The sequence below is a fragment of the Streptomyces sp. NPDC041122 genome, assembly GCF_055592445.1.
Genome location: NZ_JBVIYQ010000007.1, coordinates 149,220 through 170,715, shown reverse-complemented (window position 1 = coordinate 170,715; position 21,496 = coordinate 149,220). Strand labels below are relative to the sequence as shown.

General features: G+C 70.8%; 17 protein-coding genes and 1 riboswitch. Of the genes, 10 read left to right on the top strand and 7 right to left on the bottom strand.

All coding sequences use genetic code 11. The features are described from left to right. Positions 1 to 82 precede the first annotated feature (82 nt). Entirely contained in the window at positions 83 to 1,003 is a 921-nt protein-coding gene (locus ACZ6B8_RS25090; protein ID WP_471608704.1) for a zinc-binding dehydrogenase, read from the top strand. 71 nt (positions 1,004 to 1,074) lie between these two features. Continuing rightward, positions 1,075 to 1,542: a nuclear transport factor 2 family protein gene (locus ACZ6B8_RS25085; protein ID WP_471608703.1), complete on the top strand. Its 468-nt coding sequence runs from the start codon at positions 1,075 to 1,077 to the stop codon at positions 1,540 to 1,542. A gap of 16 nt (positions 1,543 to 1,558) precedes the next feature. Here the strand turns inward: ACZ6B8_RS25085 and ACZ6B8_RS25080 are convergent, their stop codons facing one another. Then, positions 1,559 to 2,164: a dihydrofolate reductase family protein gene (locus ACZ6B8_RS25080; protein ID WP_471071602.1), complete on the bottom strand. Its 606-nt coding sequence runs from the start codon at positions 2,162 to 2,164 to the stop codon at positions 1,559 to 1,561. Positions 2,165 to 2,303: 139 nt separating this feature from the next. Beyond that, positions 2,304 to 2,972: a DUF4232 domain-containing protein gene (locus tag ACZ6B8_RS25075; protein WP_471071606.1), complete on the bottom strand. Its 669-nt coding sequence runs from the start codon at positions 2,970 to 2,972 to the stop codon at positions 2,304 to 2,306. Positions 2,973 to 3,460: 488 nt separating this feature from the next. On the opposite strand from ACZ6B8_RS25075, the gene ACZ6B8_RS25070 reads away from it, so the two are divergent. Further along, complete coding sequence (locus tag ACZ6B8_RS25070; RefSeq protein ID WP_471608702.1) at positions 3,461 to 6,148, top strand: type II secretion system protein GspG; 2,688 nt, start codon at positions 3,461 to 3,463, stop codon at positions 6,146 to 6,148. Positions 6,149 to 6,158: 10 nt separating this feature from the next. After that, positions 6,159 to 7,304, top strand: coding sequence for a hypothetical protein (locus tag ACZ6B8_RS25065; protein ID WP_471608701.1), 1,146 nt, complete (start codon positions 6,159 to 6,161; stop codon positions 7,302 to 7,304). Between the two features lie 77 nt (positions 7,305 to 7,381). Here the strand turns inward: ACZ6B8_RS25065 and ACZ6B8_RS25060 are convergent, their stop codons facing one another. Both ACZ6B8_RS25060 and ACZ6B8_RS25055 read right to left on the bottom strand, forming a co-directional pair. Continuing rightward, complete coding sequence (locus tag ACZ6B8_RS25060; protein ID WP_471608700.1) at positions 7,382 to 7,948, bottom strand: isochorismatase family protein; 567 nt, start codon at positions 7,946 to 7,948, stop codon at positions 7,382 to 7,384. Positions 7,949 to 8,039: 91 nt separating this feature from the next. After that, entirely contained in the window at positions 8,040 to 9,485 is a 1,446-nt protein-coding gene (locus tag ACZ6B8_RS25055; RefSeq protein ID WP_471608699.1) for a short-chain fatty acyl-CoA regulator family protein, read from the bottom strand. Between the two features lie 386 nt (positions 9,486 to 9,871). On the opposite strand from ACZ6B8_RS25055, the gene aceA reads away from it, so the two are divergent. The 6 genes from aceA (at position 9,872) to ACZ6B8_RS25025 (ending at position 18,260) form a co-directional block, all read left to right on the top strand. After that, positions 9,872 to 11,158 carry an isocitrate lyase gene (gene aceA, locus ACZ6B8_RS25050; RefSeq protein ID WP_471608698.1) on the top strand — a complete coding sequence of 429 codons (1,287 nt, stop codon included), beginning with the start codon at positions 9,872 to 9,874 and terminating at the stop codon, positions 11,156 to 11,158. A 127-nt stretch (positions 11,159 to 11,285) separates the two neighbouring features. Further along, the gene (aceB, locus tag ACZ6B8_RS25045; RefSeq protein ID WP_471608697.1) at positions 11,286 to 12,878 is read left to right on the top strand and encodes a malate synthase A; all 1,593 of its coding nucleotides are present in this window, start codon (positions 11,286 to 11,288) and stop codon (positions 12,876 to 12,878) included. 348 nt (positions 12,879 to 13,226) lie between these two features. Beyond that, a riboswitch (cobalamin riboswitch) is annotated at positions 13,227 to 13,453 on the top strand. A gap of 162 nt (positions 13,454 to 13,615) precedes the next feature. Next, positions 13,616 to 15,934 carry a 5-methyltetrahydropteroyltriglutamate--homocysteine S-methyltransferase gene (gene metE, locus ACZ6B8_RS25040; protein WP_471608696.1) on the top strand — a complete coding sequence of 773 codons (2,319 nt, stop codon included), beginning with the start codon at positions 13,616 to 13,618 and terminating at the stop codon, positions 15,932 to 15,934. Positions 15,935 to 16,011: 77 nt separating this feature from the next. Continuing rightward, the gene (gene folP / locus ACZ6B8_RS25035; RefSeq protein ID WP_471608695.1) at positions 16,012 to 16,908 is read left to right on the top strand and encodes a dihydropteroate synthase; all 897 of its coding nucleotides are present in this window, start codon (positions 16,012 to 16,014) and stop codon (positions 16,906 to 16,908) included. Positions 16,909 to 17,052: 144 nt separating this feature from the next. Next, entirely contained in the window at positions 17,053 to 17,523 is a 471-nt protein-coding gene (gene nrdR, locus ACZ6B8_RS25030; RefSeq protein ID WP_471071633.1) for a transcriptional regulator NrdR, read from the top strand. Positions 17,524 to 17,621: 98 nt separating this feature from the next. Continuing rightward, on the top strand, positions 17,622 to 18,260 hold the full coding sequence (locus ACZ6B8_RS25025; protein ID WP_471608694.1) for a histidine phosphatase family protein: 639 nt from the start codon (positions 17,622 to 17,624) through the stop codon (positions 18,258 to 18,260). 311 nt (positions 18,261 to 18,571) lie between these two features. Here the strand turns inward: ACZ6B8_RS25025 and ACZ6B8_RS25020 are convergent, their stop codons facing one another. The 3 genes from ACZ6B8_RS25020 to ACZ6B8_RS25010 form a co-directional block, all read right to left on the bottom strand. Beyond that, a complete protein-coding gene (locus ACZ6B8_RS25020; protein WP_471608693.1) occupies positions 18,572 to 19,327 on the bottom strand; it encodes a CbtA family protein in 756 nt (251 codons plus the stop codon). Positions 19,328 to 19,349: 22 nt separating this feature from the next. Beyond that, positions 19,350 to 19,571, bottom strand: a complete 222-nt coding sequence (locus ACZ6B8_RS25015; RefSeq protein ID WP_164300373.1) for a CbtB domain-containing protein — start codon at positions 19,569 to 19,571, stop codon at positions 19,350 to 19,352. Between the two features lie 335 nt (positions 19,572 to 19,906). Beyond that, positions 19,907 to 21,430, bottom strand: a complete 1,524-nt coding sequence (locus ACZ6B8_RS25010; RefSeq protein ID WP_471071641.1) for a chitinase — start codon at positions 21,428 to 21,430, stop codon at positions 19,907 to 19,909. Between the last annotated feature and the right edge of the window lie 66 nt (positions 21,431 to 21,496).

Below are 21,496 nucleotides of genomic sequence, written 5' to 3'. Positions count from 1 at the left end.
TTGGCCCGGCCGGTGCCTCGTCCGGTGAAGTGTTCTCAGGCGCCGCCAAGGAGGCGAAGGCGCCATCGGAGGAGGCAGCAGAATGAAGGCGCTCATACCGACCGGGGACCCCGCCGAACCGGTCGTCCTCGCCGACGTCCGCGAACCCACGCCGCGTGCCGACGAGGCACTCGTGAGGGTGGAGGCGTTCTCGGTCAACCGCGGCGAGACCTTCAAGCTGGAGGCCCCCGTGCCGGGTGAACGGCCCGGCAAGGACATCGCGGGGCTCGTGGTGCAGCCCGCCGCCGACGGCAGCGGGCCGACCGGCATCGCACGCGTCGTCGGCCACCCCATGGCGGGCGGCTGGGCGGAGTTCGTGGCGGTGCCGACCGGCGCCCTGGCGGTCCTGCCCGACGACGTCTGCGCGCCGCGGGGCGCGGCGCTGCCGCTCGCCGGGCTCACCGCGCTGCGACTGCTGCGCACCGCAGGGCCCGTGCTGGGGCGACGCGTGCTGCTGACCGGCGCGTCGGGCGGTGTGGGGCACTACGTGACCGAACTCGCCGCCGCCGCGGGAGCGGAGGTCACCGCCGTGACCCGGGACGCCGAACGCGGCGCCCGGCTCATTGAACTCGGCGCGGCAGAGATCGTCCACCACCCCGCCGACGCCCGCGGCCCGTACGACATCGTGCTGGAGTCGACCGGCGGCCAGGCCCTGCCCGTTGCCCTCGCACGGCTCGCGAAGCGGGGCACGCTCATCTGGTTCGGGCAGGCCAGCCGCACTCCGGTGACGCTCGACTTCTTCTCCTTCTTCGCGGGTCCGGAGTCGGCCGTCATCCGCCACTTCCACTACCTCGACGCGGACACCGGCCTCGGCGACGACCTGGCTGCTCTCGTCCGGCTGACGGCGGAGGGCCGCCTGCACCCCGAGATCGGCCGCGTCGCGGACTGGGCCGACACCGCGAGCACCCTCACCGACCTGCGGGACCGCCGCATCCGCGGCAAGGCCGTACTCACGCTCTCCTGAGCGGCCGAAACCTCCAGCGACCACAGGGCAAGAAGCCAAAAAGCCAAGAAAACGCAGTAAGGAGCCCCACCATGACCGAGACCACCGGAACCGAAACCGGCACCACCGAGCCCACCGCGCCCGCCGCCTCGACCGACCCACGGAGCGTCGTCATCCGCTACGTCGAGGCAGTCCGCGACGGCGACGCCGACGTCATCCACGCGAGCTTCGCCGAGGACGCGACCTGGCACTACCCGGGCAGTGACCTGCCGATCTCGAAGATCTGGCGGGGCCGCGACGCGATCATCAACGATTTCCTGGGCGGCATGGGGCCGATCCTCGTACCCGGCACCATGCAGGTCGAGCTGGTCAGCACGATCGTCGAAGGCCCCCGCGTGGTCGCCGAGTGGACCGCCAAGGCCAGGACCGTCCACGGCGGCACGTACGACAACCGCTGCATCGGGATCTACACGGTCCACGCAGGCCGGATCACCTCGGTCATCGAGTACGCGGACACCCGGCACGTGGCGGCGGTCCTCTTCCCGCACACCGCCCCGTAGGACACCGCCGGCACTCCTAGTAACTGTCGTAGCCAGGCTGTCCGTTCGGCCGGTACACGCCGACTACGGTGCCGCCCTTCGTCGTCGTGACGCTGACCGGCTCCAGGGCGGTGGGGATCGCTCCCTCGGCGAACAGCCGCTTGCCGGTGCCGATGATGACCGGGTGGATGGTCAGCCGGTACTCGTCGACGAGGCCGTGCCGCATGAGGGTCTGGGCGAGGTCGCCGCTGCCGACCACGTTGATGTTGCCGCCGTCGGACGCCTTCAGCTCGTGTACGGCGTCGACGACGTCGGCACCCAGCAGCGAGGAGTTCTGCCACTCCACGGAGGTCAGGGTCCTGGACGCCACGTACTTGGCCATGCCGTTCATGCGTGCCGTGAACGGGTTGCCGGGGTCGGCGGTCGGCCAGTATGAGGCGAAGATCTCGTACGTCTTGCGGCCCAGCAGCATCGCGTCGGACTCCTCGTACCAACCCGCGATGGCGTTGCCGACCTCGTCGTCGTCCACGGGCTTCTGCCAGCCGCCGTGCTCGAAGCCGCTCTCCGCGTCCTCGTCCGGACCGCCCGGCGCCTGCATGACGCCGTCCAGCGTCAGGAACGTGCAAACGATGATCTTGCGCATGGTGTGTGCTCCCCAGCTCTACGGGTGATCCGAAACGGACACCCTGTAGACCGCACAGCCTGCGGAAACTCATCGGTGAGGGTCGCGGCCGGGGCTGTTCCACCCCGCCGTGCCACCCCTGCGTACCGCTCTGCCGTCCCTAGTTCGTGTTGTGCGTGGGGTAGACCTCGACGTCGGTGTAGGCGCCCTTGATCGCGCCCGCGCCCTCGGGCCACTTCAGGGTCACCGAGTGGGTCTCGTTCGGGGGCGTCACCAGGAGGTTGGTCGGGTGCGAGAGGCTGTCGCCGCTGCTGTCGATGTCGTAGGCGAGGTTGAAGACGGCGGCGTCGCCGGGCTTCAGGGTGGTGACGCGCGGCTGGGCGTGGCCGCGGCTGATCGGGTTCGAGGTGTTGTCCTCGTCCTTGATGTCGACGCCGGCGAAGCCCGTCGCCGAGCAGGTGGTCGAGCCCCGGTTGATCATGGTGATGTCGATGCGGCCGGTGGCCTCGTCCGGAGCGGCGTCCGCGGCGTCGATGGCCAGGTCCGCCGTCTTGCAGAACGTGACCTTGCCGGTCTGGCCGGCGCCGCTCCCGGCACCGGCCTTGGAGTCCGATCCCGACTTTCCGTCGCCGGCCTCCGAGCCGCCCGAGCCCGAGCCGCCCTCCGACTTCGCGCCGTCCTGCGACGACTGGCCACTGCCCGAGGACGAGGAGGACGAGGAGCCGTTGGCTGCCGCGTCCGACCCGGAGTCGTCGCCGTTGCAAGCGGTGAGGGAGAGCGTGGCGGCGAGACCGAGGGCGGCGAGAGCGGAGACGCGGGTGTACTTCATGGTGTTCCCCCAGCGGGAGTGCGGTGTGTGCGGTCTGAAATATTTGTATCTCGCACTGAGTTACGAAGGGTTTCCCGCGAGGTCTTCGTTCTGTCACAGCCAGTAGATGCCAGGGCCTGAGGTTCAGGCGTCGCGCATGCGCCGGTGCGCGGTCCGGCCCGGGGCCCGGAAGCCGACAGAAAACCCCCCCGTACCTCGCGTACGCCACGCCCCAACGGCCGGAAACCGTTCACTCGTCAGGGCGACGAAAGCCACAGGTCAAAACTGCTAGCGTACCGCCACAACCACTTCTTCTCCGCGACCGCTTCGCCTCCGCGACCACCTCTTCTTCGCGACCACTTCTTCTTCGCGCGCATCCGCGCTCTTCCGTCTCCGCCACGGCAGTTCGCCGGGCCACGGACTCCATGACGCTCCAACCAGGCGATTCGTCATGCGCTTTCACGCGCTGAACATCGCGGCCCTGCCGCGGTCCGAGGGGGACGACAGGCATGACCGGACTCACCAACTCCACCCGGGCGATCCTCAAAGCGACCTACACCCAGCCCGTCCCGTCGGCCGTACCGGCCCAGCCCGCCGAACCCGGCGCCACCGCCGCACGCGGGGCTTCCATGTCGGTGTTCGCGAAGCTGAACTTCATGCGGTCACTGGGGCTGACCCGTCCCGAGACCGACGCCCTGGCGGCGCGGCTGCGCGGCGAGAGCACCGAGCTCACCGAGGCGTTCGAGACCATCCTCCCCTCCCTCCTCGACAGCGACCCGGCCACCGCCGCGAACACCGCCCGGCTGTACGCCGACGTCACCCCCGAGACGCTGGCCGCCCTCGGCCGTGGCGTCGCGGCGGTGCGTACGACCGGGCGCGCGGACGGCACCGGGTCGGCCGAGGCGGAACCGGACTCCGCGCGGCCCAGCGCGAGCGATGTCGGCCTGCTCGTCGACCGTTTCGTCGAGGAGGCCGACATCCAGCCGGTCGGCTGGCTGCACCTGGAGCGGATCGAGATGCAGCCGGTGGGCCTGGAGCGCGGCGAGCTCGTCTCGACCATCCCGATGGCACCGGGCGAGACATCGCGCGTGAGCCACAAGGAATGGTCCACACAGAGCGAGGAGCTGTCCCGGATCGTCACGGACGAACTGGAGACGTACGCGGAGAAGGGCGTCGCCGAGAAGACGGACGTGGCGATGTCCACGGCCAACGAGTCCAAGCGCGACACCAACCTCAACTTCGGCGTCACGGCCAGCGGCAGCTACGGCACGGTCTCGGTCACCAGCACCTTCAACTACGGCGTCGCCACCTCCGACCACGAGTCCCGTCAGGCCAGCAACAAACACGCCACGGAGATCACGTCGAAGGCCTCCTCCCGCTCGCGCAAGGAACACAAGGTCTCCTTCCGCACCGAGACCCGGCGCGGCGACGAGGACGAGGCCGCCCGCGTGATCACCAACAACTCCCCGCGTGTGATGCGCCTCGACTACTACCGGATCATGCGCAAGTGGCGCGTGGACCTCATGCGGTACGGCCTGCGCATGACGTACGACCTGGTGGTGCCGGACCCCGGGGGCGCGCTGCGGCGCCAGCTCATGGAACTCGCCGAGATCGACCGGACCCTCGCGACCCCGTACGAGTTCGCCTTCGCCATCGACCAGATCGGCCGGTCCAACTGGATGACGCTCGCCGCTCGTTACGGCGCGGCGGTGACCGCTCCGCCCGCGGAGTACCTCAGCCCGCCCGACTACACCTACGAGTTCCCTTCCATCATCGGTGAGGACGACGCCGTCGTCACGCGGTACCAGTCCTGGCAGATCGATCTGCCGGAGGGCTACGAACTCGTGCCGATCCTGTTCGAGGTCAACTACTACGGCTGGCCTCCCGCCGCGCTGGCCCGCTTCGACGTGATCGGCGACGAGGCCGTCGAGGTCACGGCGACTCCGGTCGGCGCCGAGCTCAAGGGCCGCTACCAGTCCCAGCTCCTGCACCTGAACGGCAAGGTCGGCCACCTCTCCATCCAGTACACCCACCGCAACATCAGCTGGGCCGGGTTCCGGCTCGCCACCACGCTGCGGCTGTCGGAACAGGCGTACCAGGCCTGGCAGCTCGCCACCTGGCAGAAGCTGCGCGAGGCCGCGGAGCAGCAGTACTACACGTTGCAGCAGCGGCTGCGGGACCGCCGGGAACAACTCCTCGCGGAGCTGAGCCGGGACGACACCCTCACACTGCGCCGCGCCGAACGCGAGGAGTTGATGAAGCGGTCGCTGCAGTGGCTCTTCGGCAGCGACTTCGACACCGCGCCCGACACCATCGACGCGGTGCTCGCCGGGCTCGGCACCAACTCCACACCGACCTGGACCGACGACATCGATCCGTCCACCCTCCCCGTCGACGCCGAGACGTGGCTGAAGATCCGGAAGTTCGGCGAGTTCGTCAAGTTCTTGCACCAGGCGGTGGAGTGGGAGAACGTCCTGTACTTCTTCTACCCGTACTTCTGGGGGTCGGAGAAGCTCGCCGAGACCAAGCGGCTGCTGTGGCACCCCGATCCGCTGCGCCGCGAGTTCCTGCGGGCGGGGGCCGCGCGCGTGGTCCTGCCCATCCGGCCGGGGTTCGAGCGCGCGTTCTCCCGGCTGATGTCCACCGGCCGTATCGACGGCGACGGCTCACCGGACCCCCAGGACCCGCCGTACATGTCCATCGCCGAGGAGATCCAGGCGTACGCCCGGACCAACTATCCGGGCATTCCGCCCGCCAACCCCGACGTCGCCGCCCGGGCCCGGCCGCTCGTCACGGTGAGCCAGCAGCGGGCGTGGCGCGAGATCGAAGCCATCGTCACGGCGCTCGAGGCGTACGCCGAGAAGGCGAAACAGCGGGTGGACCCCAAGTGGCGCGGCGCGCCGATCGAGCCGGAGTACTACCCCAGCACCCGCCAGGGTCTGCGGGTGCTGCTCGACGCGAGTCCGAACCTGGTCCTCAACGACCCCTGGGGCCGGCCGTACCTCTACCAGAATCCGGGGCGCACCGCACCGTTCGTCGTCACCAGCCAGGGCGCGGACGCGTCGGCGGGCGGCACGGACGAAGCGTCGGACATCTCCACCGACGCCGAGGGCAATCTCGTCGGCACCTGGTTCGAGTACACGCCGTGCAGCGGCCTCGACATCGAGGTCGGCTCCGACTTCTCCGAGAACGGGTAGCGGGAGCGCCATGGCGGACATCCGGCTCCTGGACTCCTTCTGCACGCTGCCGACCCGCAAGGTCGGCGCGGACGCCAACGGCAACATCGACGCGATGCGGCGGTATCTGGAGGGGCTCACCGCGGAGTACTACATGGTCGAGTGCTTCACGAAGTACTACACGCAGCGCTACCCGGACTCCGAGGTGATCAGCGAGATCAGCTACCTGAACACCAAGCGGTTCCGCGGCGTGACCGAGATCCTCGCCAAATGGATCCTCCGTGAGTACCGCAATGTGTTCGGCCGCGCCGCCCTGCGGCGCGACATCAGGACGCAGACGTCCGGCCGGCAGCTTCGCTCGGACATCCTCGGTGTCCGGACCGAGGGGACGACCCTGCTCCTCGAACTCGTCGAGGTGACCACGGTCGACGAGGCCAAGGACGCCGAGGTCGAGGACCTCAAGCACAAGATGGACACCCTGAAACGCTTCGTCATCGACCCGGCCCTCCAGGAGATGCTCGCCCTGCAGCGGGCCGGGCGGGTGAGCCTCGGCGTCCCGACGCGGATCGAGGTGCGCCGGTCGACCTGGCGTCCCTACTGGCACGAGCTGTACTACCCGCTCCTGCCGACCCAGGCCGCCTCGGGGGCGCCCGGCAGCGTCAAGTACGAATGGATCTGCTACAAACCCACGTTCCGCCCCGACGGCATCGGCAAGGACGGCCTGGTGCTGTACGAGATCCACACCACGCCCCTGCCGCAGGGCGCTCCCCTCGAAGTGCTCAACAGAGTCGCCCGGCGCCTGCGCGAGCTGGAGAACCAGCATCAGCTCGTACTGCTGCCCGCGATGCAGCAGTACTGGGACGACAACAGCGCCGACGGCAGGGAGCTGAAGAAGTGGCTCGCCATCGGCCTCGGCGCGGCCCTGCTGGTCACCCTCGTGGTGCTGGCCTGGCCCGCGGCGGTGCCGCTCGCGGCCGCAGCGGTCGAGACCGCCGGGGCCGCGGGCGCCGCCGGGGCCGCCGAGGCGGCGGGAGCGGCGGAGGCCGCGCAGTTGGCGAACGCCGTGCGGTACGCCCAGAGCGCGACGAAGGTCCCGGGCTACTTCGAGCGGGCGCAGGCGGCCCTGCGCCCGCTGCTCTCCGGCGGGCCGGGTCTGGGCCTCGTGGGCAGTCACTGAGCTGAGGCCGGGGCGCGGCTCACGCCGTCCGTCGACGCCGGAAGACGTCAGGAGACGTCAGCAGGCGTCAGGAAACGTCACGAAGCGTCATCGAAGGTGAAGACGACGTTCTTGGTCTCGACCGTCCCCGCGGTCCGTCCCGGCGCCGCTTGGTCGGCCCAGTACAGGTTCGTGTGCGCGACGACCAGGTCCGGCGACGGCGCGCCCCAGGCGGTCTTGTCGACGGTCGTGTGGGCGTCGCTGACCAGCGTCGTGTCGTAACCCCTGACGAACGCGCCGTGGAGCGTCGAGCGGACGCACGCGTCGGTCTCGGCGCCGGCGACGAGGAGGCGCCCCACCCCGAGCCGTGAAAGCACCGCCTCCAGCGTGGTGTCCTCGAACGAGTCGCCATAGCTCTTCTCGACGAGCGGCTCGGCGTCATCGGGAGTGAGCTCGGGGACGATCCGCCAGCCGTCGCTCCCGCGCGTGAGCTCATCGTCGAAGTGCTGCACCCAGACGACCGGAACGCCTTCCTGCCGGGCCCGCTCGACGAGTCCGGAGATGTTCGCGACGACCGCGTCGCGCCGGTGGCTCCCCGCGACGACGTCCTGCTGCACGTCGACGACGAGGAGTGCGGTGTTCGGCCGGTTCTCCAGTGTGGTCATGGGTCTACCTTCTTCGCTCGCGCCGGGCTCGTCTCCCCCACACGCTAGCCCCGCCCACTGACAGCGGGCCGCGGCTGCGGCTCGGCCGGCGTCAGTGGGCGGGGACCGACGAGGCTGCCTCGGGACGAACGCGCCCCGCCTCGGCCACCGGGTACGGGATGAACGTGCTGCTGTGCTCGTCGATCGCCAGGCGGCGGTCCAGCGGAGGGACGGCGCGTTGCGGACAGTCGGTGCGCTCGCAGAGCCGGCAGCCCATGCCGATGGGGACCGCCGCCGAGGCGTTCGCGAGGTCGATGCCGTCGGAGTAGACGAGGCGTGCGGCGTGCCGGATCTCGCAGCCGAGGCCGATGGCGAAGGTCTTGCCCGGCTCTCCCCAGCCGCCGCGGTGCCGGGACACCGTGCGCGCGGTCCACAGATAGCGCCGGCCGTCCGGCATGGCGGCGACCTGTACGTGAATGCGTCCCGGTGCGGCGAACGCCTCGTAGACGTTCCACAGGGGGCAGGTGCCGCCGGCTCGGGAGAAGTGGAAGGCCGTGGCGGACTGCCGCTTGGACATGTTCCCGGCCCGGTCGACCCGGACGAAGGAGAACGGCACGCCGCGCAGGCGGGGGCGCTGCAAGGTGCTGAGGCGGTGACAGATCGTCTCGTACCCGAGGCCGAAGTGGTCCGTCAGCCGCTCGATGTCGTAGCGGCACTCCTCCGCCGCCTGGTGGAAGCGGCGGTACGGCAGGATCAACGCGGCGGCCAGGTAGTTGGCGATGCCGATGCGGGCGAGGGGCCAGGCCGCGGAGTCCCGGTCGAAGTCCTCGGAGGCGAGCGCGGAGATCTCCGCGCCGTACTCCAGCAGCGCGAGCTGGGTGGCCATGCGGAACGCCTGCTGGCCGGGGCGCAGACGGCCGGAGAGGTGGAGGACCCGGGTCTGCGGGTCGTAGTGGTGCAGGAGCCGGTCGCAGTCGGCGCTCAGGCGCACCCCGTGCCGCTCGGCGAGGCGCGCGGACAGGGCGGGCACGACCTCGCCGGGGCGCACGCCGATCTCGGAGGCCAGCTGTTCGGCCGCGAGGTCTGTGTCGTGGAGGTAGTTCTGCCGCCGGTAGAAGAACTCCCGGATCTCCTCGTGCGCCGACCTCGGCTGCGTCGCCGGGCCCCCTCCCCTCCCTTCAGCCGCTTCCGCCAGTTGTTCGGCCAGGTGTTGGTTGCGGCGGCCGAGGTCGACGAGGACGGCGGCCACCGCCGGCATGCGGGAGGCCAGGTCAGCGAGGTCGGAGGCGGTGACGTGGCCCGCGGAGACCTCACCGGTGAGGGCGTCCCTCAGGTCGGCGACCAGCCGGCTGGTGTCCCGCTCGGAGAAGAAGCCCGGGTCGACTCCGAACGCCTCGGTCAGGCGCAGCAGTACGGGCACGGTGAGGGGCCGTGAGTCGTGCTCCATCTGGTTGAGGTAGCTCGGGGAGATGGCCAGGGCACGGGCCAACTCGGCCTGGCTCATGCGGCGTTCCTCGCGCAGTCGCCGCAGCCGTGCTCCCGCGTAGGTCTTGCTCACCTGTGGCTCCCGTCCCCGTCGTTCCCCGTCGTGTTCGTCAGGCGTCGCGCCGCGATCGTAACCACCAGGAGGGCGTTACGGGGATTAACAACCTTGGCAAAAGGCGGGAGAAAGATGCGCAGAAGTTGGCAGCTTCCCTCGCTTGCTGGCACCGAGTGCCAGTGCCAAAGTCGAGTCACGGCCCACCGAGAACCGCCGGACGGAACGAGGTCGGGGCACGATTCAATGCCCTGACATCGGCGATCCCGACCCTTCCGGCCGGAAGCGCAGTCACCTTGCTCGCACCACCCGCTCTGCCGAATCGGCATCGGTGGGCCGCACATCCTTCATCGCACAGGCACTCCGTGCCACGTATTCGCACAGTTCACCACTCCCGGGAGACGGTCATGGCGCAGGCAGGGACGACGACGGCAACGGCTCAGGAGCTCGCACAGCACTGGGCGACCGACCCGCGCTGGCAGGGCATCGAGCGCACCTACACGGCCGACGAGGTCGTCCGACTCTCCGGCCGTGTGCGCGAGGAGCACACTCTCGCCCGGCGCGGCGCCGAGCGGTTGTGGCGGCAGCTGCACGAGCAGGACTACATCCACGCGCTCGGCGCGCTGACCGGTGGCCAGGCCGTCCAGCAGGTCAAGGCCGGCCTCCAGGCCATCTACCTGTCGGGCTGGCAGGTCGCCGCCGATGCCAATCAGGCCGGGCACACCTACCCGGACCAGAGCCTGTACCCGGCCAACTCCGTTCCCCAGGTGGTGCGTCGGATCAACAACGCGCTGCTGCGCGCCGACCAGATCGCCACGAGCGAGGGCGACGCCTCGGTGGACTGGCTCGCGCCGATCGTCGCCGACGCGGAGGCCGGCTTCGGCGGTCCGCTCAACGCCTTCGAGCTGACCAAGGCGATGATCGCGGCGGGCGCGGCCGGCATCCACTACGAGGACCAGCTCGCCTCGGAGAAGAAGTGCGGTCACCTCGGCGGCAAGGTACTGGTGCCGACCGGCCAGCACATCCGTACCCTCAACGCGGCCCGGCTCGCCGCCGACATCGCCGACGTGCCCACCCTGATCGTGGCCCGCACCGACGCGCTCGCCGCCAACCTCCTCACGAGCGACGTCGACGAGCGTGACGCGGAGTTCGTGACCGGCGAGCGAACGGCCGAGGGCTTCTACCGGGTGCGGGGCGGCATGGCGCCGGTGATCGCCCGGGGCCTCGCCTACGCCCCGTACGCCGACCTGATCTGGGTCGAGACCGGCACGCCCGATCTCGCCCAGGCCCGTGAGTTCGCCGAGGCGATCCACGCCGAGCACCCGGACCAGATGCTGGCCTACAATTGCTCGCCGTCCTTCAACTGGAAGGCCGCGCTGGACGACGACCAGATCGCCAAGTTCCAGCGGGAGTTGGGGGCGATGGGCTACCGCTTCCAGTTCATCACCCTGGCCGGCTTCCACTCGCTCAACCACGGCATGTTCGACCTGGCGCGCGGCTATGCCGAGCACGGCATGACCGCCTACGTCGACCTCCAGGAGCGGGAGTTCGCCGCGCAGGAGCACGGGTTCACCGCGGTCAAGCACCAGCGAGAGGTCGGCACCGGCTATTTCGACCTCGTGTCGACCGCCGTCAATCCGGCCTCCTCCACCACGGCGCTGGCCGGCTCCACGGAGACCGAGCAGTTCCACTAGGCCGCGCCCGGGCCCTGTCGGCGGGGCCCGTCATTCCCCACCCCATCCAGCCCCACCCTGCGATCAGGCCGGGGGCCGGACGACCGTCTCCGTCCGGCCCCCGGCCGCTCCCGCTGAGGAGAGCCTCATGCCCGTCTCCGCGCCCACCAGCCGCATCCAGCTCCTCGGCACGCCAGGGGGCCACCGTCACGACGAGATCCTCACGCCGGCGGCCCTGGACTTCGTCGGCCGCCTCGCCGACGCCTTCGCCGAGCGCCGCGCCGACCTCCTCAGGGAGCGGGCACGCGTGGCGGCCAGGCTCGCCGCCGGCTCCCCCCTGGACTTCTCCGTCGCCACCACCCGCATCCGCGCGGACGCCTCCTGGCGGGTGGCGCCGCCCGCCCCCGGCCTGACCGACCGCCGCGCGGAGATCACCGGCCCCCCGGACCGGGCGATGACGGTCGACGCGCTCAACTCCGGTGCTCAGGTGTGGATGGCGGACTTCGAGGACGCCACCGCCCCCACCTGCGACAACATCGTCGGCGGGCAGCTGAACCTCCTGGACGCCATCGAGCGCCGCATCGACTTCACCACTCCGAAGGGCAAGCGGTACCGGCTCGGTGAGCGGCTCGCGACCATCGTCGTCCGTCCGCGCGGCTGGCATCTGACCGAGGAGCACCTGCGGATCGACGGCCGCGCCGTGCCGGCTTCGCTGGTGGACTTCGGGCTCTACTTCTTCCACTGCGCCCAGCGGCAGATCGACGCCGGACACGGTCCGTACTTCTACCTGCCCAAGCTGGAGGGCCGGGGTGAAGCACGGCTGTGGAACGACGTGTTCGTGCTCGCCCAGGAACTCCTCGGCATGCCCCGGGGCACGATCCGGGCCACCGTCCTGATCGAGACCGTCACGGCCGCCGTCGCCATGGAGGAGATCCTCTACGAGCTGCGCGAACACAGCTCCGGTCTCACCGCGGGACGCTGGGACTACCTGTTCAGCCTCATCAGGACCTTCGGGCACCGCACCGACTTCCTGCTGCCCGACCGCGCCAAGGTCACCATGACGGCAGCCTTCATGCGCGCCTACACCGAGCTCCTCGTGCGCACCTGTCACCGGCGCGGTGCCCACGCCATCGGTGGAATGGCCGCCCAGGTACCCGGCAGGGACGCCGAGGCACACCAGGCCGCCCTCGCCCAGGTGCGACTCGACAAGGAGCGTGAAGCCGAGGACGGCTTCGACGGCTCCCGGGTCGCCCACCCCGCTCTGGTGCCCGTCTGCCGGGATGTCTTCGACGGTGTCCTCGGACCGCGGCCGCATCAGCTCGACCGCACCCGCGACGACGTCGAGGTGGGGCCGGAGCAGCTCCTTTCCGTGCGGCGCACCAGCGGCCGGCCCACCCCGGAGGGCGTGCGCACGAACGTCGCGGTGGCGCTGCGCTACTTCGCCGCCTGGCTGCGCGGGCAGGGCGCCGTCGCCCTCGACGGGCTCATGGAGGACGCCGCCACGGCGGAGATCGCACGGGTACAGATCTGGCAGTGGCTGCGGCACCGGGTCGTCGACCGGGAGCGGGTCCTGGAGGTACTGGAGGACGAACTGGCTTCCCTCGGCGCGGAGTACCCGTGGGCGCCGCTCGACGATGTCCGGGGACTCTTCGAACGCACCGCGCTGGCACGGGAGTTGCCCGCCTTCTTCACCACGGACGCCTACACGCGCCATCTCGTGCACCGTCCGGAGGGACTGTGATGGCTGGGGAGTCACCGGCCTGGACACGACCGTGGCCTGCGAGGCGGTCGTGGTCGCAGCCCGCGCCGCGCGGGAGTGCATCGCCCCCCCAACACGCCGTACCACGCGGCGATTTGAACCTGCCGAGCAGGGGCGGGTTCCACACCTACGACCGGGGCTGAGGGGCCCGGGTCCGCCGCCGGGCTGAGGGGCCCGCGGCTGCTGCGGGAGAGGGGTGCGGGGCGGAGTGGTGATCCGCCCGGCACTCCTCTCACGTGTGCCGGAGCGAGATGACACCCGGTGTCACGCTCGTGACCCGCTTCACATGTCGAAATGCGGGCCGGGGTGTGCGATCGGTTTCCGTGCGCCTAGGGTGAGCGGTGCAGCTGGTTCGCCCCGTCCGCCAGGCGGGATGCGTCGTAAGAGGGAACCCGGTGGGAATCCGGGACTGCCCCGCAGCGGTGAGTGGGAACGACCGCCGTCATCAGCACTGGACCCGACCGGGTCCGGGAAGCGACGGCCAGTAGGTGTCCCGTGTCCGGCCGACACGTGACGTGCCCGCGAGTCCGAAGACCTGCCCGTTGCCCGCACGTGACCGATCACGTGCGGCGCTTTCGGTGACCTCGTGGGCGGGTCGGCGTACATATCGAGCGGCACGCGCGGCATCCGACCGCGGCGTGGTCCGTCCGGTCAGTCGTCCCTTCGCGCCCCGTCCGGTCTCCGGGAGAACCAGGACACATCTCGCGAAGGAGAGTTCCGTGACAGCGCAGCCCGCAGCCGCGGCAGCACGAGCCACCGTGTACGGCTACCCCCGCCAGGGCCGGAACCGGGAGCTGAAGAAGGCCATCGAGGGCTACTGGAAGGGCCGCGTCACCGCTGCCGCCCTCCGGGAGACCGCGGCGGACCTTCGCCGGTCGAACTGGCGGCAGTTGGCCGACGCCGGCCTCCACGAGGTGCCGACCGGTGACTTCTCGTACTACGACCACGTTCTCGACACCAGTGTCATGGTCGGCGCTGTCCCCGAGCGGCACCGCGCGGCCGTACAGGCCGACGCCCTCGACGGCTACTTCGCGATGGCGCGCGGCACGCAGGACGTGGCGCCGCTGGAGATGACGAAGTGGTTCGACACCAACTACCACTACCTGGTGCCCGAGTTGGGGCCCGACACCGCGTTCCGGGCCGACTCCGCCAAGCAGGTCGCCGAGCTGACGGAAGCCCTCGCGATCGGGCACACGGCGCGTCCCGTCCTCGTGGGCCCCGTGACGTACCTCCTGCTCGCCAAGCCCGCGCCGGGTGTGGCCGCCGACTTCGACCCGCTGACGCTCCTCGACCGGCTCCTGCCCGTCTACGCCGAGGTGCTCGCGGACCTGCGCGCGGCGGGCGCCGAGTGGGTCCAGCTGGACGAGCCCGCCCTGGTCCAGGACCGCACCCCGGCCGAGCTGAACGCCGCCGAGCGCGCCTACCGCGACCTGGGCGCCCTCACCGACCGCCCCAAGCTCCTGGTCGCCTCGTACTTCGGTCGTCTCGGTGACGCGCTCGGCATTCTGGCCAAGGCCCCCGTCGACGGCCTGGCCCTCGACTTCACCGAGACGGCCGCCGCCAACCTCGACGACCTCGCCGCCGTCGGCGGACTGACCGGCAAGCGGCTGGTCGCCGGTGTCGTCAACGGCCGCAACATCTGGATCAACGACCTGGAGAGGTCCCTCGCCACCCTCGGCACACTCCTCGGGCTCGCCGACCGCGTGGACGTCGCCGCGTCCTGCTCGCTCCTGCACGTCCCGCTGGACGCCACCGCGGAGCGGGACATCGACCCGCAGGTCGCCCGCTGGCTGGCGTTCGCCCGGCAGAAGACGCGGGAGATCTCCGTCCTGGCGCGCGGCCTCTCCCAGGGCACCGAAGCCATCGCGGCCGAACTCGCCGCGAACCGCGCCGACCTGGCCTCCCGCGCCGGTTCCACCATCACCCGCGACCCGGCCGTCCGCGCCCGTACCGCCGCGGTCACGGACGCCGACGCCCGACGCTCCCAGCCGTACGCGGAGCGTGCGGCGGCCCAGCGTGCAGCCCTCGGTCTCCCGCTGCTCCCGACGACGACCATCGGGTCCTTCCCGCAGACCACCGAACTGCGCACCGCCCGCGCCGACCTGCGGGCCGGGCGGATCGACACGGCCGGGTACGAGGAGCGCATCAGGAACGAGATCCGCGAGGTCCTGTCCTTCCAGGAGAAGGCGGGCATCGACGTGCTGGTGCACGGTGAGCCCGAACGCAACGACATGGTGCAGTACTTCGCCGAGCAGCTCACCGGCTACCTCGCCACTCAGCACGGCTGGGTGCAGTCCTACGGCACCCGCTACGTCCGCCCGCCGGTCCTCGCCGGCGACATCTCGCGGCCCGAGCCGATGACGGTGCGCTGGACGACGTACGCCCAGTCGCTCACCAGCCGCCCCGTCAAGGGCATGCTCACCGGCCCCGTCACCATGCTCGCCTGGTCCTTCGTCCGTGACGACCAGCCACTCGGCGACACCGCCCGCCAGGTCGCGCTCGCCCTGCGCGACGAGGTCAACGACCTGGAGGCGGCCGGGACTTCGGTCATCCAGGTCGACGAGCCCGCCCTGCGCGAGACGCTGCCGCTGCGCGCCGCCGACCACTCCGCCTACCTGGCATGGGCCACCGAGTCCTTCCGCCTCAGCACCAGCGGGGTACGGCCGGACACGCAGATCCACACGCACATGTGCTACGCCGAGTTCGGCGACATCGTGCAGGCCATCGATGACCTGGACGCCGACGTCATCAGCCTGGAGGCGGCCCGCTCCCACATGCAGGTCGCCCGCGAACTCGCCGCCCACGGCTACCCGCGGGAGGCCGGCCCGGGCGTGTACGACATCCACTCCCCGCGCGTACCGAGCACCGAGGAAGCAGCGGCCCTGCTGCGTAAGGGACTTGAGGCGATCCCCGCCGAGCGGCTCTGGGTGAACCCGGACTGCGGCCTCAAGACCCGCGGCTGGCCCGAGACCCGTGCCTCCCTGGAGAACCTGGTCGCCGCGGCCAGGACCGTCCGCGAGGAACTGTCCGCCTCGTGATCCCCGAGGAGGTGGGGCCGCGGCGTCGACGGCGCCCCGGCCCCACCCCTCCCCCGGCACATCGGAGAACACCACATATGCACAGCCACCCGGGCCGTCACACGGTCGACGGACTGCCCGACTGGGGTCGATGCGCTGTCATGGGCGTCGTCAACGTGACGCCGGACTCCTTCTCCGACGGCGGCCACTGGTTCGACACGCCCGCGGCCTGCAAGCGGGGGCTCGACCTCATGGCCGAGGGCGCCGATCTGGTCGACGTCGGCGGCGAGTCGACCCGCCCGGGCGCGTCACGGGTCGATGAGGACGAGGAGCTGCGACGGGTCGTCCCCGTGGTCCGGGGCCTGGTGGCCGAGGGCGTCACGGTCTCCGTCGACACCATGCGTGCCACGGTCGCGGAGCGGGCGGTCGCGGCGGGCGCGGTCCTCGTCAACGATGTCAGCGGAGGGCTCGCCGACCCCGCGATGCTCCCCGTCGTGGCGGCGAGCGGCGTTCCCTTCGTGGTGATGCACTGGCGCGGGTTCAGCCACGACATGAACAGCCGGGCGGTGTACCACGACGTGGTCGCCGAGGTCGTGGCCGAACTGCGCGCCCGGCTCGACGCCGTCGTGGGCGCCGGCATCCCTCCCGAGCGTCTCGTGATCGATCCGGGCCTCGGTTTCGCCAAGGAAGCGGAGCACGACCTGCGCCTGGTGGCCGAGTTGGCCGCACTCCGCTCCCTCGGCCGTCCCGTGCTGGTCGCGGGCTCCCGGAAGAGGTTCCTCGGACGCGTCCTGTCCGACGGTGACGGCACGCCACCACCCGCCCGCGAACGCGACGCCGCGACGGCGGCGCTCTCCGCCATCGCCGCCCATCAGGGCGCATGGGCCGTGCGGGTCCACGAGGTGCGGGCGACGGCGGACGCGGTGCGGGTCGCGCACGCGATCGGCGCGGCCGCCGGTGCGCGATGCGCCTCCGGGCGGGATAAGGCTTGGTGACTGTCCATCAGTGAACAACCTGACGGAGCGGTATATCTGGTGTAAAGAGCCAGGTCAGATCGGTTATCATCGGAATCCACTCACGGTCGGCCGGACGCCGGAAGACACCCTGACCATCCGAGGGAATCGGAAAGGACACGTACGGTGTGCTGCCCCTTCTGCAGGCTCCCCGACAGCCGCGTCATCGACAGTCGGTCGACCGATGACGGGACCTCCATCCGTCGCCGGCGGCAGTGCACGCACTGCCAGCGGAGGTTCACCACGGTGGAGACCTACTCCCTGCTCGTGGTCAAACGCAGCGGCGTGACCGAACCGTTCAGCCGTACCAAAATCGTCAGCAGCGTCCGCAAGGCGTGCCAGGGCCGCCCCATCACCGAGGACATGCTCGAGCGGCTCGGCCAGCAGGTGGAGGAGAACGTACGGGCGTCGGGCAGCGCCCAACTGTCCACGCACGAAGTGGGATTGGCCGTGCTGGAGCCGCTCAGTGAGCTGGACCCGGTGGCGTACATGCGGTTCGCGTCCGTGTACCGCGCCTTCGAGTCGCTCGCCGACTTCGAGAACGCCATCGCCGATCTGCGGGCCCGGTGCGGCGAGGGCGCACAGCGGTTGCCGTAGGGGTTCCACCGCGGCCGGGACCGCGGTGTCGGCGCGTCCCCCCGGAGCCCCTACGCCTCCCAACCCGCCCGTTTCGCACGGCACTTGAGGAACGTCCGGTGACCATCCGCCTCCTGCTCGTCACGCCCGCCATGTCCGCGTCGGTGCGTCAGGCCCGGTTCGACGACGGCGCCCCGCTCGACGCCGGCGGACGGGCCGACGCGTGTGCGGCGGCCGGTTCCTTGCCCGCGGGCGCCACCGTCGTCTCCTCCGGCAGCACGCGGTGCCGGGAGACGGCCGAGGCGCTCGGACTCACCCCGGCAACGACCTCGCCGACGTCGACCGGTCGTGTCGCCGACACCGTCGACACCGCCGACATTTCCGACAGCTCTGGGATCGCCGGTATGGATATGGGGCGTTGGCGCGGCAGGACGCTGGAGGACGTGAGCGCCGGGGAACCGGAAGCCGTCGCGAGCTGGCTCACGGATCCGGAATACGCGCCGCCCGGTGGAGAGTCGGTGAGCGCCTTCTGCGCACGCGTGACGCGCTGGCTGGACATGGTGTCGGCGGAGCCGGACGGCGGACGCGTCATCGCCGTCGTGGAACCGGAGGTCGTACGGGCCACGGTGGTCCACGCGACCGGCGCGCCGCCGACCGCGTTCTGGCGGCTCGACGTGACACCACTGACGCTCACGGAGCTCAGCGGCCGGTCCGGCCGGTGGAACGTGCGGATGGGGCGCCCGTTGAACTTGCGCTGACGCAGGCTGAAGCCCGCCCCTGGGGGTCGATCTCCCGGTGGCCTGGCCTCCGCCCCCGCGCACGTCCCGACCAGCGCCTCCAGGTCCCGCACTGGACGCTCGGCCCGCTTGGCCTGCGAGGCAAGGATGCGTACCTTCGCGCTCCGGCCACCGATCTGCCGTCGGCTCGCGATGAGTTGCTCGTACTCGTCGAGGGTCAAGGCGACGACTTCGCGGCCGCCGAGGCTGATGTGCTGCGGTGGGAGTCGTCCGGCCACTCGGCTCCGCGGCTGGTTGTCGGCCGATCCCCGGCCTGTGAGGGCCCCGGGTGGTCACTGTCCGGCGGGTACGGCCCGGCCCGGCGTGTGGGCCTGCGGGCGGAGCAGGCGGTCGGCCAACTCGCCGAAGAGCAGGCCGAATCCGCCCCACAGAGTGATCTGCATCGCGAGAGCCGACAGCCGGAAGCGCCACAGCAGCGCGGCCGGGAAGTGCTCGGGCACCTCGTTGACGACAGGCAGGAAGGCGTACGCGATACCGACCACCGCGGCGAAGCCGAGGACGGCCGCGACCGTCGCGTACCAGTCGCCGATTCTGGGAGCGAGCCGCTTGCCCAGAAGGGTCGCGCCGATCGCCAGCAGCACGCTCAGCACCATCATCAGTACGTACAGGCTGGTCCGCTTGCCGATGGTGTCGGGGTTGCCGACGGCGGGCGGGTTGGCCGGGTACTTCAGGAACGGCACGACGTACACCGCCACCAGCGCGCAGCCGGACAGCAGCAGAGCCGTGGGGCGCGCGCCGAAGTGGCCGACACGGCCCAGGGCGAAGCAGTAGGCGAGTGCCGCGATGCCACCGAAGGAGACCCCGTAGACGAGGATTCCGGTGGCGAGTCCCGCGGTGGACTGCAGGCCTCGGGAGACGAGTTCGACCTCGTCGCCGTGGGAGTGGCCGGCGTGGGCCTCCTCGAAGCCGATGGCACTATCGACGTTCGGCTCGCCGAGGAAGTAGGCCACGATCAGGGCGAGCACGCCGGCCCCCAGGCCGGCGAGCATGCCCCGAACGAGCAGATTTCGTACGGTTGTTGAATTCATGAGCGCACGGCGTTCCTCTGGATCAGTGGCAGGGGAAGCCGAGCAGGTGGCGGGCGTCGTGCACCCACTCGTGGACCTCCGCGCCGCTGAAAACGGAGGTGGCGCCCTGTTCGGCGCCGACGAAGTACAGCAGGACCAGCATCAGCACACCGAAGAAGACCGCCCAGGGGGCGATGGCCTTCAGCGGCAGCTTGGCCGGCAGAACGGGGGTGGTGGCGGTCGGCTGGGCGACATGCTGCGCCATGGCAGGGCCTCCTCGGGAGTTCGCGTCCCATCTCGGTGGAGCACAGGACGACAGCCACGGGTCTGACTCACGAGTGGTCCGAGGACCCTTCGCACACAGTGGCGCGACCGTGCCGGGATCTCACCGGCTTCCGTCGTGCCGTCGTCGATAACCCACTGAAGGTACCGCCTGTCGCGTCCATGGCCAAGGTGGGCCACGGGAGGGCGGGCATGGGCAGGCGGGGTCGGCACGGCGAACGGTCCGTCGCCGTGCCGGCCCGGTGACGCGCTGCCCTGTTCATGGGGCGCCGCGTTCGGCTTTCCGGGGCGCCACGATCGGTCTCCCCGACCGAGGGGTCAGCAGGCGCCGAGGTCCTGCCAGACGCCCCACTCCCCGGTGGTGCCGGGCTCCTCGCCCGTCGTCCACCACTTCGCCTTCCAGGTGTGGCCCTTGTGCGACACCTGCTGGCCGCCGGTGTAGACCGTGCCCGAGGCCCAGGGCGCCGCCGTGCACTGGTTGCCGCTGCCGCCGGTGACGGTCAGGGTGTACGTCGCCGAGTGCGCGGCGGACGGGCTCGCGCCGCTCACCACCAGTTTGTACGTGCCGTTGACGGTCGCCGCGGTCGTGGCGACGGTGAGCGTCGAGGTTCCTCCGGCCGTCACCGACGTGGGGCTGAGGGAGGCGGTGACGCCGGCGGGCGCGCCGCTGACGGTGAGTTTCACGCTCTGGGCACTGCCCGCGGTCACGGACGTCCGTACCGTCGCGCTCGTGGAGGCGCCCGCCTTGACCGTGCCGGACTCCGGGGCCGCCGTCAGCGAGAAGTCGTCGCTCGGCGCCGTGCCGCCGCTGGTGAAGGGCGCGAAGATGCGGGAGAAGTCCCAGGTGTTCTGTTCGATGCCGGAGCAGTTGTCCGCGGCGGCACCGCCGGGGCAGCCGCCGTTGTCACGCTGGAGTGCCCAGAAGGAGATCATGTTGATCCCCTTGGCGCTCGCCCAGTCGTACACCTCACGGGCGTCGGCGAGCGTGAACGTCTCGGCCGGGCCGAAGTCGTCGACCCCGGGCATCTCGGTGACGCCGATCATGCCCCACAGCTGGGCGGGGCTCTTGCCCGGGTAGAGCTTGGCGAGCTGGTCGTACAGGCCCTGAGCGGCGGTCTTGGTGTCCTGGGCCATGTTGTGGGAGGCGTTGTCGTAGTAGTCGAACGTCATGAGGTTGACGACGTCGACGCGCGCGCCGTTGGCCACCGCGTTCTTGAGCACGGCGAGACCGCTGGCCGCCGGGCCGCGGGTCGTCGTCGGCAGGGTGTACGAGATCTCCAGCTTGCGGCCGCTCGCGGCGGCCCAGTCCTGGACCTTCTTGATCGCCTTGTTCCGCCGGTCGATGCCGGCCGCGTTGTCCAGGGCGTCGACCTCGATGTCCATGTCGAGCCGCGGGATGTCGTAGGTCGTGATCACCTTCTGATACACGGCGGCGATCTGATCGACGTCCGTACAGCTGTCGGCGATCTCGGTTCCGGTGGTGTCCGCCGTGTAGCCGCCGAAGGACGGGATGACGTCCCCGCCGCGCCCCTGGATCGTCTTGATGTCGGCGCCGAAGGACGCCGGAGCGACGGGCAGCGAGGTGTCGCCGTTCCAGTAGGCGGTGCAGGAGCCCTTCGTCGCGGTCTGGAGGAACGCCATCGTCAGGTGCTTGGCACCGGACTGGGCGCTGAGCTGGGCGGGGCTCTCGCCGGTCCACGACTCGAAGTAGGGGGCGAAGACGCGGGCGGGGAGCGGGGTCGCGGCCTGGGCGGGGGCGCCGGAGACCGCGGTGAGACCGAGAGCGGCCACTGCGGTGGCCACCGCAGTGAGAGTGGCACGGAGGGAGCGCATACGTCTCATGGCCATCCAAGAGGTGAGGCGGCGTCAACTCAGCTGTGACGCACGGGAGGTGCTAACGGAATAGCC

Coding starts and splice junctions, on each gene's coding strand:
- ACZ6B8_RS25090 (WP_471608704.1), top strand. CDS start 83: ATGAAGGCGCTCATACCGACCGGGGACCCCGCCGAACCGGTCGTCCTC.
- ACZ6B8_RS25085 (WP_471608703.1), top strand. CDS start 1,075: ATGACCGAGACCACCGGAACCGAAACCGGCACCACCGAGCCCACCGCG.
- ACZ6B8_RS25080 (WP_471071602.1), bottom strand. CDS start 2,164: ATGCGCAAGATCATCGTTTGCACGTTCCTGACGCTGGACGGCGTCATG.
- ACZ6B8_RS25075 (WP_471071606.1), bottom strand. CDS start 2,972: ATGAAGTACACCCGCGTCTCCGCTCTCGCCGCCCTCGGTCTCGCCGCC.
- ACZ6B8_RS25070 (WP_471608702.1), top strand. CDS start 3,461: ATGACCGGACTCACCAACTCCACCCGGGCGATCCTCAAAGCGACCTAC.
- ACZ6B8_RS25065 (WP_471608701.1), top strand. CDS start 6,159: ATGGCGGACATCCGGCTCCTGGACTCCTTCTGCACGCTGCCGACCCGC.
- ACZ6B8_RS25060 (WP_471608700.1), bottom strand. CDS start 7,948: ATGACCACACTGGAGAACCGGCCGAACACCGCACTCCTCGTCGTCGAC.
- aceA (WP_471608698.1), top strand. CDS start 9,872: ATGGCGCAGGCAGGGACGACGACGGCAACGGCTCAGGAGCTCGCACAG.
- aceB (WP_471608697.1), top strand. CDS start 11,286: ATGCCCGTCTCCGCGCCCACCAGCCGCATCCAGCTCCTCGGCACGCCA.
- folP (WP_471608695.1), top strand. CDS start 16,012: ATGCACAGCCACCCGGGCCGTCACACGGTCGACGGACTGCCCGACTGG.
- ACZ6B8_RS25020 (WP_471608693.1), bottom strand. CDS start 19,327: ATGAATTCAACAACCGTACGAAATCTGCTCGTTCGGGGCATGCTCGCC.
- ACZ6B8_RS25015 (WP_164300373.1), bottom strand. CDS start 19,571: ATGGCGCAGCATGTCGCCCAGCCGACCGCCACCACCCCCGTTCTGCCG.
- ACZ6B8_RS25010 (WP_471071641.1), bottom strand. CDS start 21,430: ATGAGACGTATGCGCTCCCTCCGTGCCACTCTCACTGCGGTGGCCACC.